19 protein-coding genes are annotated in these 26,409 nt (G+C 62.4%); 7 read left to right on the top strand and 12 right to left on the bottom strand.

All coding sequences use genetic code 11. The features are described from left to right. Positions 1 to 2: 2 nt before the first annotated feature. Positions 3 to 4,055: an Ig-like domain-containing protein gene (locus tag AC515T_RS22795; protein WP_496530111.1), complete on the top strand. Its 4,053-nt coding sequence runs from the start codon at positions 3 to 5 to the stop codon at positions 4,053 to 4,055. A 17-nt stretch (positions 4,056 to 4,072) separates the two neighbouring features. Here the strand turns inward: AC515T_RS22795 and AC515T_RS22790 are convergent, their stop codons facing one another. The 7 genes from AC515T_RS22790 to AC515T_RS22760 form a co-directional block, all read right to left on the bottom strand. Beyond that, the gene (locus AC515T_RS22790; RefSeq protein WP_496530110.1) at positions 4,073 to 5,404 is read right to left on the bottom strand and encodes a DUF58 domain-containing protein; all 1,332 of its coding nucleotides are present in this window, start codon (positions 5,402 to 5,404) and stop codon (positions 4,073 to 4,075) included. A gap of 235 nt (positions 5,405 to 5,639) precedes the next feature. Then, positions 5,640 to 6,647 carry an AAA family ATPase gene (locus tag AC515T_RS22785; RefSeq protein WP_496530109.1) on the bottom strand — a complete coding sequence of 336 codons (1,008 nt, stop codon included), beginning with the start codon at positions 6,645 to 6,647 and terminating at the stop codon, positions 5,640 to 5,642. 95 nt (positions 6,648 to 6,742) lie between these two features. After that, complete coding sequence (locus AC515T_RS22780) at positions 6,743 to 7,930, bottom strand: Fic family protein (RefSeq protein WP_496530108.1); 1,188 nt, start codon at positions 7,928 to 7,930, stop codon at positions 6,743 to 6,745. A 158-nt stretch (positions 7,931 to 8,088) separates the two neighbouring features. Beyond that, the gene (locus tag AC515T_RS22775) at positions 8,089 to 9,252 is read right to left on the bottom strand and encodes a DUF4350 domain-containing protein (protein WP_496530107.1); all 1,164 of its coding nucleotides are present in this window, start codon (positions 9,250 to 9,252) and stop codon (positions 8,089 to 8,091) included. Next, the gene (locus AC515T_RS22770; RefSeq protein ID WP_496530106.1) at positions 9,249 to 10,790 is read right to left on the bottom strand and encodes a DUF4129 domain-containing protein; all 1,542 of its coding nucleotides are present in this window, start codon (positions 10,788 to 10,790) and stop codon (positions 9,249 to 9,251) included. The genes AC515T_RS22775 and AC515T_RS22770 overlap by 4 nt, the downstream gene beginning before the upstream one ends. Then, complete coding sequence (locus tag AC515T_RS22765; RefSeq protein ID WP_496530105.1) at positions 10,777 to 11,751, bottom strand: stage II sporulation protein M; 975 nt, start codon at positions 11,749 to 11,751, stop codon at positions 10,777 to 10,779. Before AC515T_RS22765 ends, AC515T_RS22770 begins: the two co-directional genes overlap by 14 nt. Beyond that, entirely contained in the window at positions 11,748 to 12,473 is a 726-nt protein-coding gene (locus AC515T_RS22760) for an RDD family protein (RefSeq protein ID WP_496530104.1), read from the bottom strand. Before AC515T_RS22760 ends, AC515T_RS22765 begins: the two co-directional genes overlap by 4 nt. 512 nt (positions 12,474 to 12,985) lie before the next feature. Between AC515T_RS22760 and sbcB the strand changes: the two genes are divergently transcribed. Further along, on the top strand, positions 12,986 to 14,422 hold the full coding sequence (gene sbcB / locus AC515T_RS22755) for an exodeoxyribonuclease I (RefSeq protein WP_496530103.1): 1,437 nt from the start codon (positions 12,986 to 12,988) through the stop codon (positions 14,420 to 14,422). Positions 14,423 to 14,505: 83 nt separating this feature from the next. Here sbcB and mvaT read toward each other — a convergent pair whose 3' ends face one another. Then, positions 14,506 to 14,883: a histone-like nucleoid-structuring protein MvaT gene (gene mvaT, locus AC515T_RS22750; protein ID WP_003205091.1), complete on the bottom strand. Its 378-nt coding sequence runs from the start codon at positions 14,881 to 14,883 to the stop codon at positions 14,506 to 14,508. Positions 14,884 to 15,188: 305 nt separating this feature from the next. On the opposite strand from mvaT, the gene purU reads away from it, so the two are divergent. Beyond that, the gene (purU, locus tag AC515T_RS22745; protein ID WP_496530102.1) at positions 15,189 to 16,037 is read left to right on the top strand and encodes a formyltetrahydrofolate deformylase; all 849 of its coding nucleotides are present in this window, start codon (positions 15,189 to 15,191) and stop codon (positions 16,035 to 16,037) included. A 233-nt stretch (positions 16,038 to 16,270) separates the two neighbouring features. Beyond that, entirely contained in the window at positions 16,271 to 16,444 is a 174-nt protein-coding gene (locus tag AC515T_RS22740; RefSeq protein ID WP_163006898.1) for a hypothetical protein, read from the top strand. Positions 16,445 to 16,448: 4 nt separating this feature from the next. Here the strand turns inward: AC515T_RS22740 and gpgF are convergent, their stop codons facing one another. The 3 genes from gpgF to gpgS form a co-directional block, all read right to left on the bottom strand. Continuing rightward, entirely contained in the window at positions 16,449 to 17,444 is a 996-nt protein-coding gene (gene gpgF / locus AC515T_RS22735; RefSeq protein ID WP_496530101.1) for a glucosaminyl phosphatidylglycerol flippase, read from the bottom strand. Beyond that, positions 17,441 to 18,205: an N-acetylglucosaminyl phosphatidylglycerol deacetylase gene (gpgD, locus tag AC515T_RS22730; protein ID WP_496533179.1), complete on the bottom strand. Its 765-nt coding sequence runs from the start codon at positions 18,203 to 18,205 to the stop codon at positions 17,441 to 17,443. The genes gpgF and gpgD overlap by 4 nt, the downstream gene beginning before the upstream one ends. Positions 18,206 to 18,384: 179 nt before the next feature. Continuing rightward, positions 18,385 to 19,476: an N-acetylglucosaminyl phosphatidylglycerol synthase gene (gpgS, locus tag AC515T_RS22725; RefSeq protein WP_496530100.1), complete on the bottom strand. Its 1,092-nt coding sequence runs from the start codon at positions 19,474 to 19,476 to the stop codon at positions 18,385 to 18,387. 327 nt (positions 19,477 to 19,803) lie between these two features. Here gpgS and AC515T_RS22720 point away from each other — a divergent pair, with 327 nt between their 5' ends. Next, complete coding sequence (locus AC515T_RS22720; protein ID WP_496530099.1) at positions 19,804 to 21,294, top strand: helicase HerA-like domain-containing protein; 1,491 nt, start codon at positions 19,804 to 19,806, stop codon at positions 21,292 to 21,294. Between the two features lie 271 nt (positions 21,295 to 21,565). On the opposite strand, the gene AC515T_RS22715 is transcribed toward AC515T_RS22720, so the two are convergent. Next, complete coding sequence (locus AC515T_RS22715) at positions 21,566 to 22,021, bottom strand: DUF721 domain-containing protein (RefSeq protein ID WP_305485383.1); 456 nt, start codon at positions 22,019 to 22,021, stop codon at positions 21,566 to 21,568. Positions 22,022 to 22,328: 307 nt separating this feature from the next. Between AC515T_RS22715 and secA the strand changes: the two genes are divergently transcribed. Together secA and argJ are read left to right on the top strand one after the other, a co-directional pair. Beyond that, a complete protein-coding gene (secA, locus tag AC515T_RS22710; RefSeq protein WP_496530098.1) occupies positions 22,329 to 25,064 on the top strand; it encodes a preprotein translocase subunit SecA in 2,736 nt (911 codons plus the stop codon). A gap of 116 nt (positions 25,065 to 25,180) precedes the next feature. Continuing rightward, positions 25,181 to 26,398, top strand: coding sequence for a bifunctional glutamate N-acetyltransferase/amino-acid acetyltransferase ArgJ (argJ, locus tag AC515T_RS22705; protein ID WP_496530097.1), 1,218 nt, complete (start codon positions 25,181 to 25,183; stop codon positions 26,396 to 26,398). Positions 26,399 to 26,409 lie beyond the last annotated feature (11 nt).

Genomic DNA, 26,409 nt, shown 5'->3' with positions numbered 1-26,409 from the left:
AAATGAACAGGGAGCCTGTCAACACCCGGACCAACATCCTTCCCAACGGACATTTCGTTAACTGGGACCACTGGCAGTATGTGGGAGGGGCAGGCGGCAGAGCTCTCAAGCGCGGCCCGTGGCAGGGGGGCACCATCGATTACCTGTCCCTTTACAGCGGCAAGGGGATGTCCCAACAAGTGCCGGCCCCCGCGCCGCAATCGACGGGCGCGCGTTACCGCTTGAGTTTTTTGTACGACAACCGCAGCGATGGTCCCGGCACGTTCAGCCTGCGTCGGCGTGGAACCGACGACAGCCTGGAAATCGCCCTGCCGCCACGCGGCAACGCTGCGGCGGATTCGGAAATCAGGGAGCTGACCCTGACGCTCGTCACGGAGTCGATCGACTTCGACGTTGAGGAGGACGATCTCTTTGAGTTCGTCATCATGAGCTCCAACGTGGCGACATCCACCAAGGACGTTATCGTTGCCCTGATCGATTTTCACCTTGAACTCGACCCGCTGGTCCTGGCGCGGTTCGTCAACGACGGCCAGGCCTTTACCCCGGCCGACCAGCCCACGCTTTACCTGTGTCACGGCGCGACCGGCGCCCAGCGCCATCAGTTGTCCTTTCAACCGGCCGCGGGTAGCCCCTGGGCCGGCACCGAGGCGTTGCTGTGGAACCAGGACAACCCGCTGGAGGCCGTGCTCATTTCGCCCGACTGGGGTGAGAACCAACGGATCGAAGACACCTGGCAGGTGGATTGCCCGCGACCGGTGGGCAACGACACCCAGTTGTTCGATCTGTCCATCTACAGCAAGTACCACGCCGACACTTACCCGATCGCGGTCTCGCTGGGGCATCATCGGCTGGTCGTCGAAAGCCTCCAGGACCCGGCTTACCAACCGGTGATCGAGTACGAGCAGACGGTCCGGATGAGGGTGCGGGTGAAATCCTATTACCTGGACCTGCCGATGCATGGCCACGAGGTGAGCTGGATGCTGGGCGAGGACGTGCTTGCGGTCAGCGAGACCGATGAGGGCGGCGAAGCCTGGTTCGACTTCGCACCGGCCACCGAGGGTACGCTGGCGGTCAAGGCCAGCGTCGAGAGTCTCTTTTATGCCCAGGGCAGCGCGCTTCACACGTTCAGTGTGAAGGCCCACGCCACCGATCCGTTGAAGGCCGTGCGCATCAAGTTCCCCAACATGGACGCTGCCCTCTGGGGGGAACAAACCGGGTTTCCCGATCGTGGCGCGACGTACCCGGTGGAGGTCCTGTTTGACGCCGACAGCCCCCTGCGCAACCTCGATGTCTGGTTGGAATGGGAAGGCAAGGCCCCTGAAGAATTGGGGGTGACGGTCCAGCCGGCCTTGTTGACGCCGGTGCCGGTCACCGGTGACGCATTAACCTGGCGGCTGGTTTGCGACGACAGCAACGGCATTGATGAATTCGGGTTGCGCTTGGGCTGCGCCGCGCTGCAGCGCCCCACGGTCAGCAACGCCATGTCGCTGGCCCGCCACAGCCTCAAGATCGGTGACGTGCGTGAGGCCAATCGGGTGCCGGTGGTGGATGAGCATGACTATGTCTGGTGCATGCTGCGAGTGACGAGCCTGGGCGACCAGCCGATTGCCGGGGTGCCGGTGGAGTGGGACACCTCCCAAGGGCTGCAGAGAACCTGGACCGGCACACATGGCTGGGCCAGTGTGATCGACCGGCCGACCGCCCACGGCGACTACACCCTCGCGGCGCGGGTCAATCCCCGTGAAGGCGGGCAGGAGCTGGGGCACGCATTCGCCATCCAGACCCTGGCGACCAGTGCCTGGAACACCGCCAGCTTCACCCTCGATGGCGTCGCCATCGATCGGGTCGGGGCGGGCGCGGTGTGCCTCATGGGCCAGAACTCGGTCTTTCATCTGGCGGTGGCGGCCGGCAGCCCCTTGATCGGCAAAGAGGTGTTCCTGCGTTGGCAGGACCCGGCCAGCGCACGCTCCATTGTGATCGCCAACATGGACACCCCGGTCACCATCACCCCCGCCGGGCTGGATTGGCCGGTCCAGGCATCGGTGGCCGACACGGGTGGGGTTTTCGATCTACAGGTGGTTTCGACGGGCCTGGAGCCCCTCGACCTGGCGTTTCGGGCGCTGCCCCAGGACTTGTCCACGGAGCTCTCGCTGGTGTTCGACCAGACGCCAAAAAACTGGGGCGCCGAGGCTGATTTGTACCCGTGCATCGGCGCGGCCCACGACCTGACGCTCCTGCCGGAGGGAGACCCGGGTGGCTTGCATGGGTTGTTGTTCGAGACCACCGTGGCACCGGACCTGCCGGCGGGGTGGCAGATGACCCCACCTTTGACCGAGCCAGCGCCCATGACCGCCGGCGGGGTTCGCTACCGCTGTGACTTCAGCGGCGCGAGCCAGTCCGCACAGCGCAGTTGGGCCGCCCGAGTGCTGGGCGTCGAGGCGTTTACCCAGCCATCGACGTTCGCACTGAAACTGGCCCACAACAAAGTGGTGGTCGGAACTGCCTTCGAGGTGGCGACCGACCCGGTGCTGAGCAAAGGCGAAAGCGCCCGGCTGGCCCTGCGCTATGTGTCGGCGTTCACGAAGCAGCCGGCCAACGACGTGAACGTGGCCTGGGACGATGGCCAAACCTCCCAAAGCGGGGCGGACGGCATCGCCCAGTGCGCCTACCAGCCGACGGCAGCGGGAAACCACCAGGTCCAGGCATTGGTCAGCAATCCCTACGATGGGACCGAGGTCGAGCAGGGCTTCGATGTGTTTGCGCATCAGGACGATCCCTGGCTCGACCTCAACGTCCAAACTCGTTTGGGGGACCCACGGCGTTGGGGCGAACAAACCTTCTTCCCGCGTCGGGCGGACCGGCTGGACCTGACGCTATCTGTTGTGGAGGACAGCCCGTTGCTCGATCAGGAGCTGACACTGGGGTTCAGCGGCGCGCACGAATTGGACACCGGGTTGCAGTTCGAGCCGTTCGGGTTAGGCAAGCCACGGACGTTGACCGCTGCCGGTCTGCCGGTCAGCCTTTTGGCCGAGGACCGGACCGACGCCGGGTTTTATTTGCAGCTGTCGGCCTCGCGGCTGTTGGCGCGCTCACCGCTGAATGCGTTTTCCCTGGGCAGCCATGTGCCGGTGGATGTCGTGGCGACGACGAACGAGGAGCGTCAGGTTGTTGACTGGGGTGAAGTGTTGTTATTTGACGTCACCTTGATCAATGCGGTGACCGGCCAGCCAGCGCGCAATGTTCCGGTGTCCTGGACGAGCACTGACGAAGCCATGGAGCCTGTGACGACGACCACCAATTTTTATGGCATCGCACGCTTCAGTTTCATCGCGACGGTTGCCGGGCCGGGCACGGTGAGGGCCCGCGCCGTTGGCGGCATCGAGGTCGTGGAGTTTGATTACCTCGTGCATGAGGCTTGTGTGATTGAAAGCCTGACCAGCGCTGACCTTGAGGGGGTACCGGGAGACGAAATCAGCGCCGAGGCAACGGTGGTCAGCGCGGCCACCGGCGAGCCGGTTGCAGGGGTGAAGGTGCATTGGTTTTTCAAAGGCGTGGTGCTGGCGCCGTCGGTTTGCGATGCGCAGGGCAAGGCGTCGATTACCTTTGAGTTGCCGTCGAGGATAGGACGCTACACGTTGAGTGCATCCGTGCGCGGAGAATTTGGGTGGGATTCGGATCGGTTGGAGGCGAAGGTGTTGGGGACCGAGGATAGCTGGGTGCAGGAATTTACCCTTTGGCTGAATGAGCTCCCAATCTTTGATGAAAGTGGCTACATCAGGGTGATTTACTTATCCGCTGGTACCACCAATATTCTGGAGCTGAGAGTCAAAAAAGACAGCAGTTTGATTAACGAGACTGAGGTTCATCTTGAGGGGAACCCTGGTGTATCCCTTGGGTTGGTCTTTGATCCTGCATTTTATGTGCGGCGACCGGTGACGGCAGCCCCCATGCGCTGGACCATCGTGACCCAACCCGGTGCTCATGGCAGTTTTGTTTTGGAATTGCTTAGCCCCGAGCTGCCGAAACTGACGTTGCCGTCCAGGGTGGATGTTTAACGGTGAGGTGCGATTCTCTACAAATTCCCGGCCTTCTTCCACCCCAGGTACAACGTCACCAGCTCGGCCCCCAACTCCCCGGGCCGGGCTTGCAGTACCGCCATCCCATGGGCGCTCAATCGCTCATGCAGCGTCGCCCGTGCATTCAAATAGTCCACCGTCCCGCAATAGGCCAACGCCTCGGGCAGGGTCTGCACCGGCGTTTGCCGCAGCCGGTCGAGCGCCTCTTCCCGCAGGCTCGCCACCAGCACTCGATGCCGTTGGCCCAGGCGTTTGACGGCGGTCAGCAGTTCTTCATCGTCCTCGTCCCGCAGGTTGGTCACCAGCACGACCAGGGCCCGGCGTTTCTGCCGGGCCAGCACTTGGCTGACGGCGGCCTGGTAGTCGGCGGGGTGCTGACTGCTGTCGAGGTCGTACACGGTGTTGAGCAACACGTTGAGCTGGCCGGTGCCTTTGACCGGGGCGAGGTAGCGACGTTGATCGCTGGCGAAGGTGCTCAGGCCCACGGCATCGCCCTGGCGCAGGGCGGTGTAGCTGAGCAGCAGGCAGGCGTTGAGGGCGTGGTCGAAATGCGCCAGTTCGCCGTCCTGGCTGCGCATGCGCCGGCCGCAGTCGAGCATGAAGATGATCTGCTGGTCGCGCTCATCTTCGTATTCCCGGGCAATCGGCGTGCGATGGCGGGCCGTTGCCTTCCAGTCGATCTGGCGCAGGCTGTCGCCCTCGCGAAACTCCCGCAGTTGGTGGAACTCCTGCCCCTGGCCGCGGCGTTGGCGCTGACGGATGCCGAGTTGGCTGAGCCAGTTGTCCACCGCCAGCAGTTGACCGTCGTAGAGCCTGGCGAAGTCCGGGTAGACGCGGGTGTGGTCGACAGCGTCCAGCAGGCGTTTGTCGGTCCACAGGCCCAGCGGGCTCGGCAGGTTGGTTTCACACTGGGTGAAAGTGAAGTGACCGCGCTTGAGCGGGCGCAGGCGGTAGCCGACCTGGCTGCGCTGGCCGGGTTGCAGCTCGACCGACAGCGGCAGGTTTTCGAAGTCCAGGCCATCGGGTACGTGGTCGAAAAGCTGCACGTGCAGCGGCTGGATAAAGTCATGGCTGATGTCCAACCGGACGTCACCCCAACGGCCCAAAGCCAGGCTGCCGGGCATTTGCCGTTGCACCCGGGGCGTGGGCAGGCGCCGGACGCGCACCGCGTCGAGCAGCGCCAGGGCCAGCACGGCCAGCAGCAACCCCCAGTTGATCGACAGCAACGTCGAGGGCACCGCGATGCCCAGCGCCCGCAGTGCGCCGAGCACGATACTCACGGCCAGCAACAGGATGAGCCAGGTCAGCAGCAGGCGTGAGGGTTTCATGGGGGCATTTCCTGGGAGCGGACGTCGGCCTTGGCGAAGGAATTTGCTGCAGTGAGGTTTCCCGTGGCGAGGGAGCTTGCTCCCGCTGGACGCGCAGCGTCCCCTGGCGGTGTGTCAGATAGAACCTGGGGGCTGCTGCGCAGCCCAGCGGGAGCAAGTTCCCTCGCCACAAAAAGCGCTCTTGCCAGAAGAATTGCTCTGGGCACAAAAGGTGTTTTTGGCACAGGGCGGATCATCACAACCGCGGCGCCGGCACTTGATCGAGCAGTTGCCCCAGCACCTGGTCCACCGACAGCCCTTCGATGTCCAGTTCCGGCGCCAGCCGTACGCGGTGGCGCAGCACGGCCAGGGCGCAGCCCTTGATGTCGTCCGGCACCACGAACTCGCCGCCGCGCAACAACGCCCGCGCCCGGGCGCAACGGACCAGCGCAATTGATGCGCGAGGCCCGGCGCCGAGGGTCAAGCCCGGCCAACTGCGGGTGGTGCGAGCCAGGCGCACGGCGTAGTCGAGCACCTGGTCGTCCATCGGCAGGTCGCTGGCGATGCGTTGCAACGCTTGCACGTCCTTGGCCTGCAGCACCATGCGCAGCGGTTGCACGTCGAGCATGTCGGCGCGGGTCGAGCGGCTGACCTGGCGCACCATGTCCAGCTCCTGGTCGGCATCCGGGTAGTCCATGCGCACCTTGAGCATGAAGCGGTCGAGCTCGGCTTCCGGCAGCGGGTAGGTGCCTTCCTGTTCGATGGGGTTCTGGGTGGCGAGCACCATGAACGGCTGGCTGATGGGCAGGGCACGGCCTTCGAGGGTGACCTGGCGTTCCTGCATGGCTTCGAGCAGCGCGGCCTGGGTCTTGGCCGGTGCGCGGTTGATCTCGTCGGCCAGCAGCAGGTTGGTGAACACCGGGCCCTTGCGCAGCTTGAACTGCTCGGTCTGCAAGTCATACACCGCGTGCCCGGTGACGTCGCTGGGCATCAGGTCGGGGGTGAACTGAATGCGCGCGAACTCGCCGTTGAAACAGCGAGCCAAGGCGCGCACCAGCAAGGTCTTGCCCAGCCCGGGAACGCCTTCGAGCAGCACGTGGCCGCCGGCGATCAGCGCCGTGAGCACATCGTCGATCACGCTGGCCTGGCCGACCACCGCCTTGCGCAGCTCGCTGCGGATCGCCTGGGCCAACTGAATGGCGCGCTGGCGCTGTTGGGCGGCGTGGGCCTGGCCGTCGGTAGGTTCGTTCTGTTCAGTCGTCAATTCTTGCGTTCTCCTAACGGTTAAATCCTATTACGCGTGATCTAACTCTTTCATCCTTCAGTGCCGGGCAGTGACAACTGAGTCGCCGGCACACCTTAGCCCATTTGGAAATGCAGGTTGGGAAAGATCAGCCCGGCGAAGCGTGCGGGCAAACCCGCTTCCACTGTACGGGATCTAGGGGTACTGCTGACCACGATCCCCGCTTCGATCATGCGGCTCAGTTCTTCCGTAGCAAGCCGATCCTTCAAACCTGTGAACACCTTGAACTCAGCACGCGGCATCGCACCTTGGGTGAGAAGCGCCAGCACGGCAGCCGCGCTGGTGGGCCTGATGCCGGCACGGCGAAGGTCGGGATCGGTTGAAAACACATGAAGAACCTGCTCGCGCAGCTTGGCCGGGTTTAGCGAGGTCGTCATGTACTCAATCTGATCGTGGCAAACATCGAGCATGAACTCGATGAAGTTGAAATAGTGACGCTGTGAAAGTTGGCCGCGCCCGTCATAGTCACCTTCACGAGGACGATCAGCCAAGGCCAGGAAGCGATAGTACTCATCTTGCCTGCGAGCCAGGCCACGAGACAGTGACCAGAGGAAAGGCTTTAGCCCGAGGTGAACCAGTTGCAGGTGGGTGAGCATCCGAATCACTCGACCATTGCCGTCGAGGAAGGGGTGGACAAGCGCCACTCGGTGATGACCTGCCAGGGCAGCGATCAATTGCCGCCGCGGATCCTTGATTCGCCCGTAATGCAGCTGCAGATGTTCAAGCATGGGCAAAACAGCGGCAGCCGCTGGGGCGATATGCGCGCCACCCTGGACCTGTTCATTCTCTTCGGCCCGCAGCCTGCCGGGCTCCATCATGCGACCATCGCCCAGGGTCAGTTCCTGCGTGGAAGCATCCTTGAACAGTCGACGATGGATGGCCGCGATCAACTTGGGATCGAACATGGCAGAGAAATTGTCCGCTGACCGCATGCGAAACAGCCGCTCCATCACCTCCTGCTGCGTCATGTGTTGCACGGCAAGCTCTTTGAGCTCTTTTCTTTCCCGTTTGGGGGTCGTGCGAGCAATCTGGAGGTCGGCGATCTCGGTTCGATGCCCTTCGATCAGATTCGAGTAGTAGGTATTAGTGATGCGTAGCAGGCCCGCCAGTTGCCTGGATGTTTCATCGGCCAGCCGTCCGGCCAGAAAGGCTGCCTTGCGCGGCAACTGATCCGCGGCCTGAATGATCGAGTCGGGCAGATTTTCTGGCAGTACGGGGTCGAGGTACGTTTTTGAAGTGATCATTATTTGCTTCCGGCGAGCGCAAACGACTTTTTTTGGGTAATTCCTGCGGAAATTTATGCGGAAAATGAAATGGTCTGTAAAGCCCGTAATTTCTAGCTTTATCGATGCCGTAAGATAGATGATTTCCAGTAAATTTGCGGATTTTTTTTGCGGAAAATTTATAGGGCATTCCTGAGGGTTTGCAAATGGGCGACCTGGCGGCAGAACTCGGCGCTGGACATCCGCTGTTTCGGCCGTGGGCTCAAGGCCTGGCTGATGGCCCGCGTGGGTTGCCGGGTCAGGCGGGCGAGTACCTGCCATTGTTCGGCGACGGCCAGTTGTTCGAAGCCTGGGTGAAGATGGCGTGCCCGCCGCAGCACGTCTTGTTGCAAGGCGTGCAACAGGTGCTGTTGGCCGTTGTGGCGCAGGTGGAAGCCGGCGCTGGCCTGGACGTGTTCTTCCAACTGGCGCCGCGCCTGGGAGGCCGGTGCTTGCAACGGGCCATGGCGCACCGCCGAACGCCAGAACCACAGGGCAACCAAGGCCAGCAGTGCCACCAGCGCCTGGGGAAAATAGCGCAGCAACAGGGTCAGCAGGGTGTCGTGGTCGGTGTTGAACAGCAGGGTAACGTCCGTGTCGGCGCTCAAATACCAGAGCAGCCAGGCGTTGTCGTACTGGTCGATGGCGTCGTTCTTCCACAGCTCGGCGTCGGTGATCACGGTGATCGAGCCCAGGCCAAGGTTCAATTGCATCATGTGGGTCGCCAACGCACTATTGGCCCAGGCCTGGGCCAGGTTGTGCGGGTCTTCGAGGTGGAAGTCGGTGTCGAAACCGACATACGCCGGCGCCTCTTCATCTTCCAGATAGAGCTTGGTCAGTTCCGGGTAACGGTCCTTGATCAGTTCGGGCGCGGGCTCCTTGAGGTCCTTGCTCAAAGATTGGTGCAGGCGAACGCGATCGAGCAGCAAGTCGCCGCTGCTGCCGGTGCTGTCGTCCCACAAGGCTTCGGCCACAAAGAGCAAGCGCCCGCCGGCCCGGGTCCAGTGCATCAACTGCTCGACTTCCCTTGGCGTCATGTGGGTGCGCTCGCCCAACAACAGCAGGCTGTGTTGGCGTGGCTCCAGGGTCGGCAGCACCTCCAGGCTGTTGGCGTGCTCGACGTTGATCCCCCGCTGGCGCAGGAACAGTTCGGCGGCCAGGTAAGGGTTGGCTTGGGCCTCCGGAGAGGGGCCGTGTTCGACGACCTCCTCATAAGGCACGGCCTGGGTGTAGAGATAGAAACCGAATACGCACACCACGGCGGCCAGCACGGCGCCGATCAGCCACCCCGCGTGCCGGTTCATCGAGACGCTCCCGGACCGAACAGCCCGCGCCAGCCGTCACACAGTTCCTGTTGCAGGTGGGGCGGCGGCGCGCGATGCCCATAGGCAATGTTCTGCCAGTGCACGGTCAGGCTTTGGCTGAAGCCCAGCAGGTTGTCCTGCCTGAGCTGTTCGATGCGTTGCAGCACCTGGCCTTCGGTGTCGGACGGTTTCAAGGGGATCTTGAAGTCATGGTGCAATCGGCTGAGCAGTGCCCGGTACAGCAGGCCCAAGGCTTCACGGGGCTGTGTGGCCCACAGCTGTTCGACGCTGGCGGCGACGTCGGTCGGCAGGCTTTCTTCACGAATATCCAGGCCGAACATATGGGCCGGCGCCGCGCGTTCCACGGGCAGGCGTTGCGTCGGTCGGCGATTGACCAGGGCTTTGAGTCGTTCCCGGTAGTGCCAGGCCAGCCAGACGATCGCCCCCACCAGGCAGGCCCACAGCGCGACCTGGATCAGCGCGGCGGCGATGTCGAAGCGTTGGCCACCGAGCCATTTGAACAGGGCCTTGAGCCAGCTCGGTTTTGCTTCGGTTTCATCGGCGGTTTCGGCGGTTTCTTCGCCGAAACGATAACGGGTGACGGTCTCCGGGTTCTTGAACGGCGGGGCGTCGAGGATCGCCTTGATGCCGTCCCGGGAGGCTTCGCTGGTGAGGGGCTGGTTGAGCAACCGCGGGCTGTCGGGGCCGCTGTTGTCCTCAGCGGCAAACGCCGGGGGCGCCAGTGGCAGCATCACCAGGGCCAGCAGCAACAATGCCGGGGCCACGCCGCTCAGGCGCTGGCGCAGGCGCCGGAACACCAACTCGATGTCCCACGCCTCGAGGATGGTGCGCCGGTTCAGGTAGAGGCTGAAGCCGCAGGCGACGTACACCGGCTCCCACAAGATCAGCAGCAGCGGATACAAGAAATTGACCAGGTGTTCGAACCACAACCAGTCCTGCTCGGCCGCTGACACCAGCATTTCCCAGTCCCATTGCAGTTCGACTTGTTGCGGCACGAACAGGTAGAACAGGGCCATCAGGCCGAACCACAGGGCGGTTTCCAGGTGCATGCCGATGATGGTCAACCATTGCGCCGCGCCGCGGTTGCGTTGTTGCAATACCCGTATGCGTTGCTCCCGCGCCTCGCCGGCGAGCCCTTCGAGTTGCACCACCGGCAGCAGGAAGCTGCGGCTCAGGCTCAGCCGGCGCCAGGTCAGGCTGGCCAGCAACTGGGGCTTGAGCAGCGCCGGCCATTGGCGCAGGGCCTGCCTCAAGGTGGGGGTTTCGCCAAACAGCGCCTTGGACAGGATGTACAGCGGCAAACGGTCAAAGGCCGGTTTCAGCCACCAGAACAGCATCACCACCAGGGACGGTGAATCCCACAGCAGCAGGGTCAGCAACAGGTACACCGGCAGCGTGATGATCGCCCAACTGGTCATCAACAGGCGTCGATGCTGCTGGCTCATCAATATGCCAAGGTCCATGGCTTCCCAGGTGGTGCGTGGACGGATGACGACGGTGGCATCACTCAGGCGCATGGCGGGCCCGTCCGGCAAGCGACAGATAGCTGATCACCAACAGCCACAACAAGGCGCCCACCGTGTATTTGGTGGCGGGCGTCACCGCGCTGGAAGACCAGTAGGCCTCGATGAACGCGGCAATGAGCAGGAACAGCATTACGCCGCCGATCATCAGCACGCTTTTACCCGCCGCGAGCCGCAAGGCCTCGCCCCGGGTCAGGCGTCCCGGGGCGATCAACGCCCAGCCCAGTTGCAGGCCTGCGGCGCCGGCCAGGGCGATGGCGGTGAGTTCGAAGGCGCCGTGGCCGATCACGAACGACCAGAACGTTCCCCCGGAGCCGATCTGGGTCAGGTGCCCGGCCACCGCGCCAATGGTCAGGCCATTGAAAAACAGGAAGAACGCGCTGCCCAGCCCAAACATCAAGCCACTGGCGAACGTCTGAAAGGCAATGCCGATGTTGTGCATGATGTAATAGCCGAACATGACCCAGTCCTCGCTGGCGGCCCGTTCGACCGAGCGCCCCAAGTGCCCGGAGGCCGGGTCATACATGCTGCGGATCTGGCTGATTTCGTCGGCGCCCAGCACGCTGTAGACCAGTTCCGGGAACAGGTAGACCAACAGCCCGATGCCCACCAGGCTGCCCATGAACATCAGGCTGGCGGCCAGCACGAAGCGCCATTGCTCACGCACCAGTCGAGGGAAACCGACCAGGATAAAGGTCGAAAGGCTGGCCGAGGGGCGGCTGCGATCCCGGTAGAGTTGCTGGTGACCGCGCAGCGCCAGTTGTTGCAGGGTGTCGACCAGCAAGCTGCTGTAACCCCGGGCCTGGGCCAATGCCAGGTGATGGCAAAGCCGTCGGTAGGCGGCAGGGAAGTCACTGCTCTGGGGCACGTTGCGGCTGCGTTCCAATTGATCGAGTTGCCGGGACAGGTGCTCCCATTCTCCTTGGTGGCGGCTTTCGAACAGGCTTTGCTTCATGTCGGCCCCAGCAGGCCGCGGGCGATGCCATTGAGTTCGGCGGTGGCGTTCGGCCCCTGGACGTTCAGTGGTGCGGCCAGGATCGCTGCCAGTTCGTTGACCCGCGCCTGGGACAATTCTGCCTGGCGTTCGGCGAAGCCCAGCACGGCGCGTTGCTCATGCAGGTTCAGGGGGAAAGGCGTGCGTATCGGCGGGGCCATGGGCAATGCGGGGCGTTTGACCGGTTGTTCGCGATACACCACCAGCGTGCCGGCCGCGAGGTCGCCCAGGCGCTTGAATGCTGGATGCTGCAGGCAACAGATGGCCCCGAAGGTGTAGCCGAAGGGCAGCATGTCGACGAAACGCAGCAGGTTGCGGATCAGCGACGCCGACCAGCCGATGGGCCGGCCATCGTCCTGCACCACGCGCAGCCCCATGATCTGTTTGCCGGGAGAGCGCCCCTGGTTAAGTACCTCGAACAACACCATGTACCACCAGCTGACGACAAACAGCAGGATGGACCCCAGGCCGAGCCCCAGCTCGCCGAAAAACGCCAGGACCAGGAAAAAAACACCCAGGACCAACCCGCGTATGCCCAAATCGATGGCGAAGGCGATTGCACGCGGCATCAACCCCGCCGGGCGCAGCGGCAGGTCGATGCCCTCCGGCGTTTCCACCTGATAACGCGTGTCCAGGGGCGCGGGCAGCGTCGCGTTCCTTTGCAGTGCTGGTGTCTCGAGCATGGGCAACCTGTGATGGGCCAGACCGAATGTTCAATCTCGGCCCAGATGCTAGCAGTCTTCGCGCGGGCAAACGATAGAACAGTGTGGGGCATTTCATGGTTTGCAACAGGATTGAGAGGGCGAACACTGTCTGCATCATCTTGTGGGATTGAACATCGCAGCCGTGAGCACCGGCGTTCAACTGTGGGAGCGAGCTTGCTCGCGATAGCGGCAGCCCATTCAACATGGATGCAACTGAACCACCGCCATCGCGAGCAAGCCCGCTCCCACAGGGGATTTAGGGTGGATACAAATCCTGCAATCACCCGAAAAACCATTGTGGGAGCGGGCTTGCCCGCGAAGGCGTCGGAACATCCAGCATTGATGCAAGCTGACCCACCGCTATCGTGAGCAAGCTGGCTCCCACAGGATGGGGGGTGGCGCCCGTGCTGGCATTCAAAAGTTACAGCATTGCTGGTCGCAGGCGGGTTCAAGCGCCTAGACTTCGCCAGTCTTCAGTTCAGGAACAGCCCGTGACTTCCATCTTCTGGTACGACTACGAAACCACCGGCATCAACCCGCGTTGCGACCGGCCCTTGCAGGTGGCGGGTATCCGTACCGATTTCGAACTCAATGAAATCGATGAACCGGTGAACCTGTATTGCCGGCCCAGCGATGACATCCTGCCGCATCCGGCTGCCTGTGCGATTACCGGCATCACCCCGACCTGCCTGGCCGAAAAAGGCTTGAGCGAAGCCGATTTCATGACCCGTGTCCACGGACAACTGGCTGCGCCGGGCACCTGTGGCGCCGGCTACAACACCCTGCGCTTCGACGATGAAATGACCCGCTACAGCCTCTATCGGAATTTCTTCGACCCGTATGCGCGGGAATGGCAGGGCGGCAACAGTCGCTGGGATCTGATCGACCTGGTGCGCGCCGCCTATGCGCTACGCCCCGATGGGATTGTCTGGCCGCAGGAGGACGGTCGCGTCAGCCTCAAGCTTGAGCGCCTGACCGCCGCCAATGGCATCGATCATGGCCAGGCCCACGATGCGTTGTCGGACGTGCGCGCGACCATCGCCTTGGCCCGCCTGGTCCGTCAGCAGCAGCCCCGGCTTTATGACTGGCTGTTCCAGTTGCGCAGCAAACAGAAGGTGATGGACCAGATCCGCCTGCTGCAGCCGATGGTGCATATTTCCGGTCGCTTCTCGGCGGCGCGCAACTACATCGGCGTGGTATTGCCGTTGGCCTGGCACCCGAAAAACCGCAACGCCCTGATTGTCTGCGACCTGCACCTGGACCCCCAGGGCCTGTTGGACCATGACGCCGAAAGCCTGCGCCAGCGGTTGTATACCCGCCGTGAAGAACTGCTCGAGGGTGAGTTGCCGGTGCCGCTCAAGCTTATCCATATCAACAAATGCCCGGTGGTCGCGCCGTTGTCGGTGCTGCGCGTCGAGGACCAGCAGCGGCTGGAACTGGACATGGAAGGCTATCAACAGCGGGCATTGCGGCTAACTGACGCACAGAAAGTTTGGCAGGATAAACTTCAGACTATTTATGGCCGCGAGGATTTCTCCGCCAGCGAGGATCCCGAGCAACAGTTATACGCGGGCTTCTTGGGCGATCGCGATCGGCGTTTATGTGAACAAGTGCGCATGGCGGATCCGGCGCAGTTGGCGCAAGCGCACTGGCCTTTCGATGATGAGCGTCTGCCGGAACTATTGTTCCGATATCGCGCACGCAACTTTCCAGACACCTTGAATCCCGAAGAGCAGGAACGCTGGAGAATTTTCTGTCAACAACGTCTGTCCGCCCCGGAGTGGGGAGCGCCTAATACCTTGCAAAGTTTTGACGAGGCGATGGTAGAGTGGCTGGCCCTGTCTACGCCGATGCAGCGAGAAGTACTCATGGAGTGGCAAGGCTACAGCCAGCAATTGCGCAAACGTTTAAGCCTTGAATCGCAATGAAATGAAAAGATAACAGGCATAAAAAAACGCCAGTAAGCACTGGCGTTTTTTTGTTCGCAAAGAAGCTTGCGCCGCGGTGAGGCTTAGCCCAGCAGGGTTGCCCAGCCTTCTACCACGTCACCGCCCCACTTGGCTTTCCACTCTTTCAGCGTCTTGTGGTTGCCACCTTTGGTTTCGATGACTTCGCCGTTGTGCGGGTTTTTGTATTGCTTAACTTTGCGAGCGCGCTTGGTGCCGGTAGTTTTGACGGCGCCACGTGGGGCTTTGCTCGACTTGGCTTCTGGATCCAACAGGGCAATGATGTCGCGCAGCGACTTGGAGTATTCGCCCATCAGCGTGCGCAGTTTGCCTTCGAATTCAAGCTCGGTTTGCAGTTTGTCGTCTTGCGACAGGTTTTTCAGGCGAGCTTGCAGTTCTTTGATGGCTTCTTCTGTGGCGCGGTATTCATTGATCAAGGACATGTGGACTACCTTATGTAGGACGCGGGTGACAAGGAGACAGTGCGGCAATAGTAATCAGACAGTTTCATCAAGTAAACATTTAACCGGTGTTTTATTTAATTAATTAGTGCTGCGCCACAAAAACGCCTGTTGCAGTTAAATGCCACGACAGTGTCTTCACATCTGTTCACACATATAACCTGCCTTCCCGGCCTCGCAGATCATGGCCTGGGGCTGTGGCCCAGGATTCGGCGTGTCATCGATACTGCAGTTTTGCCGCGCAATGGCTAGAATGGCCGCCTTTGCGAAGTTCTGGAGTTTCCCTAATGCGCACTTTTCGTCTGGTGATTGCTTGCCCGGACCGCGTCGGCATCGTTGCTAAAGTCAGTAACTTTCTGGCGTCCCATAACGGCTGGATCACCGAAGCGAGCCATCACTCGGACAATCAAAGCGGTTGGTTTTTCATGCGTCACGAGATTCGTGCCGACTCGCTGCCCTTCGGCATCGAAGCCTTTCGTGAAGCGTTCGCCCCCATTGCCGAAGAGTTCTCGATGGACTGGCGTATCACCGACACCGCGCAGAAAAAACGCGTGGTGCTGATGGCCAGCCGCGAGTCTCATTGCCTGGCTGACTTGTTGCACCGCTGGCACAGCGATGAGCTCGATTGCGACATCGCCTGTGTGATTTCCAACCATGACGATTTGCGCAGCATGGTGGAATGGCACGGCATCCCGTATTACCACGTACCGGTCGACCCGCAGGACAAGCATCCGGCGTTCGCCGAAGTCTCGCGGCTGGTCAAGCACCACGACGCCGAGGTGGTGGTACTGGCCCGCTACATGCAGATCCTGCCGCCGGCCTTGTGCAGCGAATACGCCCACAAGGTCATCAACATCCACCACAGTTTCCTGCCGTCGTTCGTCGGGGCCAAGCCGTACCACCAGGCGTCGATGCGCGGTGTGAAGCTGATTGGCGCCACTTGTCACTACGTGACCGAGGAGCTGGATGCCGGCCCGATCATCGAGCAGGACGTGGTGCGCGTCAGCCACAGCGACAGTATCGAAGACATGGTGCGTTTCGGCCGTGACGTAGAGAAGATGGTATTGGCCCGGGGCCTGCGTTATCACCTGGAAGACCGAGTGCTGGTGCACGGCAACAAGACCGTGGTCTTCTGACTACACTTCAAAGGGCCTGGACGAGCGATCGCCAGGCCTTTTTGTTTACTAAAGAACAACGATGTCCCTGTGGCGAGGGAGCTTGCTCCCGCTGGGCTGCGAAGCAGCCCCAAAACCATTCCACACTGTGTATCGGGAGAATGGAGTAGGCAGGCTTTTACGACTGCTGCGCAGCCGAGCGGGAGCAAGCTCCCTCGCCACGGTACATGCAACCTCAAAGGGAGGAACGCGCCATGACCGACCCATTGGACAAAGCCACCTCCAAGGCGCCAGCCACCTTGGGCGAGGGCTGCCTCAGCCGCTATGACCCCGACGCGTTGAGCCCGGAGGATGGCACCGAGTTTCCCGATGCCGCGCAATTGTGGGAGCAGTTGCACCCCCAGGACGAGCCCGAACAGGCGCCGTGACCGGTCAGGCTTGCCTGAGCCTGATCAGCTTCTTGATCAACGGCCGCCCGACCATCAGGAAGAACACCGGTCCGCCGGCCACCAGGTAAAAGTAATAGGTCACCGCCCGCCAGATCAGGATCGCCGCCGCTGCGGTGGACTTGCCCACCATCGGGGCCAGCAGCGCCGCCGAGGTCAATTCGGCCGCCCCGGCACCGCCTGGCAGCAGGCTGAACTGTCCCGCGCTCAAGGACAGCATCTGGATCAGGAAACTCCAGGCCCACTGCAAATCCGCGCCCAGCCCCTTCAATGCCAGGTACAACACGCTGTAGCGCAACGCCCAATGCAGGCAGGTCAGGCCGAAGACCTGGAACAGCGTCTGTCGCGGCAATTTCAAGGTGTCGGTGAAGGCCGCCAGGAAGTTCAGGATCTTGCGGCCCCAGCGTTGGCGGGTGGCAGTCTTTACCCGCAAGTGTCGCAGTACGCGAGCCCCCAGCAGGATCAGCCGGCGGTGATAACGAGCGACCAGCACGCAGCCGCACAGCCCGCTGAACAATGAAATCGCGCTCAACGCCAGCATCCATTCCAGGCGCTGGCTGAGGTTCTGGAACAGCGCGTAGAACAGAATGCCCACCAAGGCGCAGAGGAAAAACAGCAAGTCGCTCAGTTGGTCCATGGCAAACACCGCGCTGCCATGGGCCGGGCGCACACCGTTGCGCGCCAGCAGGGCCATCAGCGTCAGCGGGCCGCCACTGCCACCGGGCGTCGCGCACATGGCGAATTCGGTGGACATCACCACACCCATGCTTTTCCACCCGCCGATGCGCCCTCGGTATTCACCCAGCAGCAGGCGCAGGCGCACGGAATTCAAGCCCCAGCACAGCACGATCATGCCGAGCATGGCCAGCAGCAGGGACAGGGGAAAACGCTGCACCCGCGACCACATTTCCCCGCCCCCGACCAGCAACGGCACCAACAACGCCGTGAGCAGGGCGACACCCAGCCAGATCAGCCGTTTCATGCGGCGCTGCGGGCCCGCAACCCCTGGGTTGCCAGCCAGCCGACCTTGGTCATCGGCACGCGACCGTCGGTGAGCAGGCGTTCGAGGGTGCGCAGCCAATAGTTGCGGGAAAACCCGTGGCGCATGTCCACCGGGTGCAGGCCCAGGCGAATCACCGGAGCCTGGCGCCAGCGCTGTTCACGCTGGTCGCTGATGACTTTAGACAGGCCACGGCGCCAGGCACTGCGGGCGCTCCAGACCAGCCCTGGCGCGTCGATGGCGCTGAAGTCGGGCAGGCGATAGAGGTGTTGGGTGTCACTGGTGTAGCTCAGTGGCAACTGGCGCAAAGCCTGGCGCGTGCCTTCGCTCATCAGCCAGGCCGGGGCGACGAAACCTTCCAGCGGCCAGTGGTAGCGCTCAAAGGTGTCGATCCCGGCGCGCAGGCGGGCGAGGGCGGCGGCCTCGGACAGGTTGTAGAACTCGCCCTCGTGGGTATAGACCCGGCGCATGAACCAATCCTTGGGGTGGCGGGCGGCGGGGCCGTCGTCGCAATGGTAGTAGCCATGCAACACCAGCTCATCGCCGCGCTCGACCCGGCTGTCGAGCAGACGCCGAAAGCCGGGATGAGCCTCCAAGGCATTGGCACGGTGAAAGTCCGGCACCACCAGCCAGGTCATTGGCACTTGGCCGAGGGCATCCACGGCTTCGACGAAGGGCTGGTAGTCGGGCCAGGTTTGCGGTGCCACGTCATGCAGCACCAAGAGCACGCTAGTGTCCTGTATCACAAATACTGTTCCTTTTTGACGGTGTCTGTTGTCGTCATGCTGCGTTGCCGCTCCTCGCCATAGTGGGCTATGACTCGTCGCGGCGCCTTGCCTGACGACAACAGCCACTCGCCAAGAAAGAAACGTATTTGCGAAACAGGACACTGGGCGAGTGATTCATCGACACGGACCTCGCCTCAACCATTGGCCAGCAACGGCATCTGTTCGCCGAGCACGGCGTAGTAATGCCCCAGCAAGCTGTTGACCACGGTGTCCCAGGCGTAATGACGCTCCACATGCCGGCGTGCCAGCAGGCCACGGCGCTGGCAGCCTTCGGCAAACAGTTGCCGCACGGCATTGGCCATGGCCTGGGGATTGTTGGGTGTGCACAGCAGGCCACAGTCCTCATGGACGATTTCGGTGAAAGCCCCGGCCGCCACCGCCACCACGGGAATACCGCTGGCCATGGCTTCGAGGATCACCAGGCCGAAGGTCTCCTGGTCGCCGGCGTGCACCAGGGCGTCGGCGCTGGCCATGAGCCGGGCGACTTGCGGTGCCGGGCAGAATTCATCCACCACCGTGACGTTGTCCGGCACCACGGCGGGCATCGACGAGCCCACCAACAACAGGTGATAGCGCTCGCCCAGGCGTTTCATGCATTTGAGCAGCACCGGCAGGTTTTTTTCCTTGGAGCCACGACCGGCAAAAATCAGCAGGCGCGTGTCTTCGGCGATACCCAGCTCGGCCCGCAGTTCCGGGTCGCGGGCGGCGGGGTTGAAGGTTTGCAGGTCAACGCCCAAGGGTTGCACAAAGACGTTCTTGACCCCCAGCCCGGTCAGCTTGTCGGCCATGACCTGGCTCGGCGCCAGGACTCGGTCGAAATTGCCATACAACTTGCTGACATAGGCTTCGATGTTGGGGGTGAACCAGTTGCCCATGCGGTTGCTCACCAACAGCGGCAGGTCGGAGTGATAGAAACCGATGACGGGCACGTCGAGCTGACGGCGGGCATCCAAGGCGGCCCAGGCGGTGAGGTACGGATCGCCGACCTCGATCAGATCCGGCTGCAGATCGCGCAGGACATTGCGCCACGGCGCCAGGCGAAGGGGGAAGCGATAGCCCTTGCCGAACGGCAGCGCAGGGGCTGGAACCTTGTAGATGCCGTCGTGCTCGCTCAAATGCGCGCCGGGGATCAATAGGCTGTGGCGAATACCGGGCCGATCGCCCAGGCGCCGGTGCTTGGCATCCAGATAAGTGCGCACGCCTCCGCTGGCGGGGGCGTAGAACATGGTGATGTCCGCTATATGCACGATGAACGTCCCTCCGGTCTGTGTTCTCCTGTGTTGACCTTTAGTAAGAATAGATGTTCGGTTGGGGTTGTGGGGGTGGGGTGTCAGTGGAGTATTGCTGGGTTTGACAGGGCCTCATCGCGAGCAAGCTCGCTCCCACATTGGAGCTGTGCCCCGGCCCCAATCCCTGTGGGAGCGAGCTTGCTCGCGATAGGGGCGGCCCAGGTTCGCAGTTATTATTCCTGCTGCCAGGGCCTTAATGCACCAGGCATGCTTTTATATAAGCATGCAAAATGGCGTCATATCGCAACCACCACGGGTGACCACATGCCTGACTCATCGCAACTCGTTATCGGCGCCGACCTCAGCGGCCAGCCCATCGCCCAGGCCATGCGCCTGGCGAACCGTCATGGTCTGGTGGCGGGCGCCACCGGTACCGGCAAGACCGTCACCTTGCAGCGCCTGGCGGAAATGTTCAGCGATGCCGGCGTGGCGGTGTTCGCGGCGGACATCAAGGGTGACCTGTGCGGCCTGGGCGCGGCCGGCAACCCCCAGGGCAAGATCGCCGAGCGTATTGCCGGCATGCCTTGGCTCAACCACAAGCCCCAGGCTTATCCGGTGACCTTGTGGGATATCCACGGCCAGTCCGGTCATCCACTGCGCACCACCCTGAGTGAGATGGGCCCGTTGTTGATCGGCAGCCTGCTGGAACTCACGGACAGCCAGCAGTCGGCGCTCTACGCTGCGTTCAAGGTGGCCGACCGCGAGGGTCTGTTGCTGTTGGACCTCAAGGACCTGAAGGCGCTGCTCAATCATCTCAAGGACAACCCCGAGCTGCTGGGGGACGACGCGGCGCTGATGACCACCGGCTCCAGCCAGGCGCTGCTGCGGCGCCTGTCCACTTTGGAACAGCAGGGCGCGGACGCGTTGTTCGGCGAACCGGCGTTGCAGCTCGAAGACATTCTGCAACCGGCCAGCGATGGCCGTGGCCGCATCCACTTGCTCGACGCCAGCCGCCTGGTCCACGAAGCGCCGAAGGTCTACGCGACGTTCCTGCTGTGGCTGCTGGCCGAGCTGTTCGAGCAGTTGCCCGAGCGCGGCGATGCGGACAAGCCGCTGCTGGCGCTGTTCTTCGATGAGGCGCACTTGCTCTTTGCCGGTACGCCCAAGGCATTGCAGGAGCGCTTGGAGCAAGTGGTGCGGCTGATCCGTTCCAAGGGTGTGGGGGTGTATTTCGTGACCCAGTCGCCGGGCGACTTGCCGGACGATGTGCTCGCCCAGTTAGGCTTGCGCATCCAGCACGGCTTGCGGGCTTTCACTGCCAAGGAGCAGAAATCCCTGCGGGCGGTGGCCGACGGTTTCCGGCCCAATCCGCAGTTCGACGCCTTGGCGGTGCTGACCGAACTGGGCATCGGTGAAGCCCTGGTGGGCACCTTGCAGGAAAAAGGCACGCCGGAAATGGTCCAGCGGGTGCTGGTGGCGCCCCCGCAATCGCGCATCGGACCGCTGAGCGAGGCCGAGCGCGCCGGGTTGATCGCCCGTTCGTCGCTGCAAGGGCGCTACGACAAGCCGATTGATCGCGAATCGGCCTACGAAGTGCTGATGGGGCGCAAGGGGCTGGAACCCCAGGCCGAAGCGGTGCCGGGCAAGCCCACGGCCGAAGAACCCAGCTTCACCGAAAAGGCTGGCGAGTTCCTCGGCACGGCAGCCGGCCAGGCGCTTAAATCAGCGATGCGCCAGGCGGCCAATCAGTTGGGGCGGCAATTGGTGCGCGGGTTGATGGGGTCGTTGCTGGGGGGCAGCAAGCGGCGCCGGTAGCCAGGACCGAGTCGCCCCTTTCGCGAGCAAGCCCGCTCCCACAATGGATCTGCGGCAGGCACACATGTTGCGCCCGGCAGAAATCTACTGTGGGAGCGGGCTTGCTCGCGAAGGCGGTGTAGCAGGCGAAGCATGTGCCGGTTGATCTGCCGCTATCGCGAGCAAGCTCGCTCCCACAAGGGATTGGCGTTGTACACAAAATAAGTGTCCGCCGCAGACCCCCTGTGGGAGCGAGCTTGCTCGCGATAACTATCTAACAGGCGCCGAAAACTCAATCCTTGGGCCGCGCATGTGCCGCCAACCGCTCCAGCGCCGCCCGCAGGTTGGGATCGGTGATGCCGTCCGCCGTGGCCTGGATGGTCGCCGCGGCATCGGTGGACAGATCCAGCGTATGCCCCTTGGCGCCGACCTGGACGGTGGGCGGCTGTACCTTGAACAGGATCCGCGTCAGGTTGGCGAATTCTTCGAACGCCTGGAGTTGGCGCAGCAGGCGTTTTTGCTGGTAGCGCAGGCGCGTGGCCCAGTGACCATCGGTGACGATCAACAGCAAGCTGCCTTCGCGCCAGGACGCCACGTGGCAATGCTCGCGCGCGGCCGGTTGCAACTGGCTGTCCAGCAAGCGCTGCAAGTGACCCAGGCGTCTGGCGTGGCCGAAGATGGCTTTCAGCGGCTTGGCTTCGCGCAGCAGAACGGCGGGCGCCTTGGCTGGAAGAGGGCGGAAGGCCATGAATGAATACCGCAAGTGACAGAGGCGCCATGGTAGCAGAAAGCGCCGGACGCGCCTCGACCCTCTCGCCCAGCGGCTTTGGGCTACTCAATCAATCAGTAACTTCTGCGCTTTGTGGGTTGAAGTTCGCGCAAAAGCCCTTATTTTAGGGTGGCCCCGTCACAGCGCTGTGCCAGCATCGTGGAATAACGCCACTTTCCTCTCCATCGTTTCCGGGTAGAATGCTCGTTCGCATGCGGCCATGAGGGCTGCACGGGCGACTCATGGGGCCGCCCTCCATCCCTTTAGTGTGGAAGATCCTGCCGATATGTTTGCGCCTTTGTTAAAGAAACTTTTTGGAAGCAAGAACGAGCGTGAAGTCAAGCGCATGCTCAAGACGGTACAGACTGTCAATGCCTTCGAAGAGCAAATGGTGGCCCTTTCGGACGATCAGTTACGCGCCAAGACTGCCGAATTCAAGGACCGCATCGCCAAGGGGGAAACCCTTGATCAGCTCCTGCCCGAAGCCTTTGCGGTCGCCCGTGAAGCCGGTAAGCGGGTCATGGGCATGCGCCACTTCGACGTTCAGTTGATCGGCGGCATGACCTTGCACGAAGGCAAGATCGCCGAAATGCGTACCGGTGAGGGCAAGACCCTCGTGGCGACCCTGGGCGTGTACCTCAACGCACTGTCGGGCAAGGGCGTGCACGTGGTGACGGTCAACGACTACCTGGCCCGCCGCGACGCCAACTGGATGCGCCCGCTCTACGAATTCCTCGGCCTGACCGTCGGCGTCGTCACGCCGTTCCAGCCGCCGGAAGAGAAGCGCGCCGCCTACGCCGCCGACATCACCTACGGCACCAACAACGAATTCGGGTTCGACTACCTGCGCGACAACATGGCGTTCAGCATGGAAGAAAAATTCCAGCGTGAACTCAATTTTGCCGTGATCGACGAAGTCGACTCCATCCTCATCGACGAAGCCCGTACCCCGCTGATCATTTCCGGTCAGGCCGAGGACAGCTCCAAGCTGTACATCGAGATCAACAAGCTGATCCCGCAGCTCAAGTTGCACGTCGAGGAAGTCGAAGGCGAAGTGACCCAGGCCGGGCACTACACCATCGACGAGAAGACCCGCCAGGTCGAACTCAACGAGGCCGGTCACCAGTTCATCGAGGAAATGCTCACCCGTGTCGGCTTGCTGGCCGAAGGCGAGAGCCTGTACTCGGCCCATAACCTGGGCCTGCTGACCCACGTCTACGCCGGCCTGCGTGCCCACAAGCTGTTCCATCGCAACGTCGAATACATCGTGCAGGATGGCCAGGTCGTGCTGGTGGACGAACACACCGGTCGTACCATGCCGGGTCGTCGCTTGTCCGAAGGCCTGCACCAGGCCATCGAAGCCAAGGAAGGCCTGAACATCCAGGCCGAGAGCCAGACCCTGGCCTCGACCACCTTCCAGAACTACTTCCGCTTGTACAACAAGCTGTCCGGCATGACCGGTACCGCGGACACCGAAGCGTTCGAATTCCACCAGATCTACGGCCTGCAAGTGGTGGTGATTCCGCCGAACAAGCCGCTGGCCCGTAAAGACTACAACGACCTGGTGTTCCTGACCGCCGAAGAGAAGTACGCGGCGATCATCAACGATATCAAGGAAGGCATGGCCCAGGGCCGTCCGATCCTGGTGGGTACCGCCACCATCGAGACCTCCGAGCACATGTCCGCCCTGCTCGACAAGGAAGGCATCGAGCACAAGGTGCTCAACGCCAAGTTCCACGAGAAGGAAGCCGAGATCATCGCCCAGGCCGGTCGCCCGGGTGCGCTGACCATCGCCACCAACATGGCCGGCCGTGGCACCGACATCCTGCTGGGCGGCAACTGGGAAGTGGAAGTCGCCAGCCTGGAAAATCCGACCCCTGAGCAGATCGCGCAGATCAAGGCCGACTGGCAGAAGCGTCACCAGCAGGTGCTCGAGTCCGGCGGCTTGCAGGTGATCGCCTCCGAGCGTCACGAATCGCGTCGTATCGACAACCAGCTGCGTGGCCGTGCCGGTCGCCAGGGCGATGCCGGTTCCAGCCGTTTCTACCTGTCCCTGGAAGACAGCCTGATGCGCATCTTCGCCTCTGACCGGGTGAAGAACTTCATGAAGGCCCTGGGCATGCAGCCCGGCGAGGCGATCGAGCACCGCATGGTGACCAACGCCATCGAGAAGGCCCAGCGCAAGGTCGAAGGCCGCAACTTCGATATCCGCAAGCAATTGCTCGAGTTCGACGACGTCAACAACGAACAGCGTAAAGTGATCTATCACATGCGTAACAGTTTGTTGGCCGCCGACAACATTGGCGAAACTATCGCCGATTTCCGCCAGGACGTGCTCAACGCCACCGTCAGCGCCCATATCCCGCCGCAATCGCTGCCGGAACAATGGGATGTCGCCGGCCTGGAAGCGGCCTTGCAGAGTGATTTCGGCGTGGCATTGCCGATCCAGCAATGGCTCGACGAAGACGATCACCTGTACGAAGAGACCCTGCGCGAAAAACTGCTGGCCGAACTGATCGCAGCCTACAACGAGAAGGAAGACCAGGCGGGTGCCGAGGCACTGCGCTCCTTCGAGAAGCAGATTGTGCTGCGGGTACTGGACGATTTGTGGAAAGACCACCTGTCGACCATGGATCACCTGCGTCACGGTATCCATTTGCGTGGTTACGCCCAGAAGAACCCGAAGCAGGAGTACAAGCGCGAGTCCTACACGCTGTTCTCCGAGTTGCTCGATTCGATCAAGCGCGACTCGATCCGCGTGCTGTCCCACGTCCAGGTTCGCCGCGAAGACCCGGCCGAGGAAGAAGCCCGCCTGCGCCAGGAAGCCGAAGCCCTGGCCGCGCGCATGCAGTTTGAACACGCCGAAGCCCCTGGCCTGGAAGTGGTCGCCGAAGAGGGCGTCGATGTGGATGTCGCCCTGGCGACCGCACCGGTGCGCAACGAGCAGAAGCTGGGCCGTAACGAACTGTGCTATTGCGGTTCGGGCAAGAAATACAAGCATTGCCACGGGCAGATCCAATAAACCCGTTTCAACGCTGAACGACCCGCGCCGCGACTCACCCTCGCGGCGTTTTGCCATTTTGATCCACCGTTTCGATAAAGACGGTGCCGATATACATCTATTTGAGGAGCGCATTCATGGCTGTTGGTCTTGGTCCGTTGCCAACGTTGCACCCGGTTGCCGGTTTTGAACTCGGTATCGCCTCGGCAGGCATCAAGCGCCCCGGGCGCAAGGACGTCGTGGTCATGCGTTGCGCCGAAGGCTCGACGGTGGCGGGCGTGTTCACCCTCAATGCCTTTTGCGCCGCGCCGGTCATCCTGGCCAAGCAACGCGTGCAAGGGCCGGTGCGTTACCTGCTGACCAACACCGGTAACGCCAACGCCGGCACCGGCGCGCCAGGTCTGGCCGCCGCCGAGCGCACTTGCGCCAAGCTGGCTGAGCTGACCGGCGTCGACGCCAGCCAGGTGCTGCCGTATTCCACCGGGGTGATCGGCGAACCGCTGCCAGTCGAGAAGATCGAAGGCGCCCTGCAAGCCGCCCTCGATGACCTGTCGGAAAACAACTGGGCCGCCGCCGCCACCGGCATCATGACCACCGACACCCTGCCCAAGGGTGCGAGCCGCCAGTTCGAGCATGACGGCGTGACCGTCACCGTCACCGGCATCAGCAAAGGCGCCGGCATGATCCGCCCGAACATGGCGACCATGCTCGGCTACATCGCCACGGACGCCAAGGTCTCGCGCCAAGTGCTGCAGGACCTGATGCTCGACGGCGCCAACAAGTCGTTCAACCGCATCACCATCGACGGCGACACCTCCACCAACGACTGCTGCATGCTGATCGCCACCGGCCAGGCCAACCTGCCGCAGATCACCGAGGCCAGCGGCCCGCTGTTCGCCGCCCTGAAGCAGGCGGTATTCGAAGTCTGCATGGAAGTGGCCCAGGCCATCGTCCGTGACGGTGAAGGCGCAACCAAGTTCGTGACTGTGCAGGTCAACGGTGGTGGCAATCATCAGGAATGCCTGGATGTCGGCTACACCGTGGCCCACTCGCCGCTGATCAAGACCGCGCTGTTCGCCTCCGATCCGAACTGGGGCCGCATCCTTGCCGCCGTCGGCCGGGCCGGCGTGCCTGAGCTGGACGTGAGCAAGATCGACGTGTTCCTCGGTGATGTGTGCATCGCCAGCCAAGGCGCTCGTGCTGCCACTTACACTGAAGCCCAGGGCGCGGCGGTGATGCAGCAGGAAGAAATCACCATCCGTATCGAGTTGGGACGGGGTGATTGCAGCGAAACCATCTGGACGACCGATTTGTCCCACGAGTACGTCAAGATCAACGCTGAGTACCGGACTTAACAGGCTCGGGA

The organism is Pseudomonas sp. FSO-7 (genome assembly GCF_059579345.1).
Note: the sequence above shows the minus strand (reverse complement) of the source record. Positions and strands in the feature narration are given on the sequence as shown.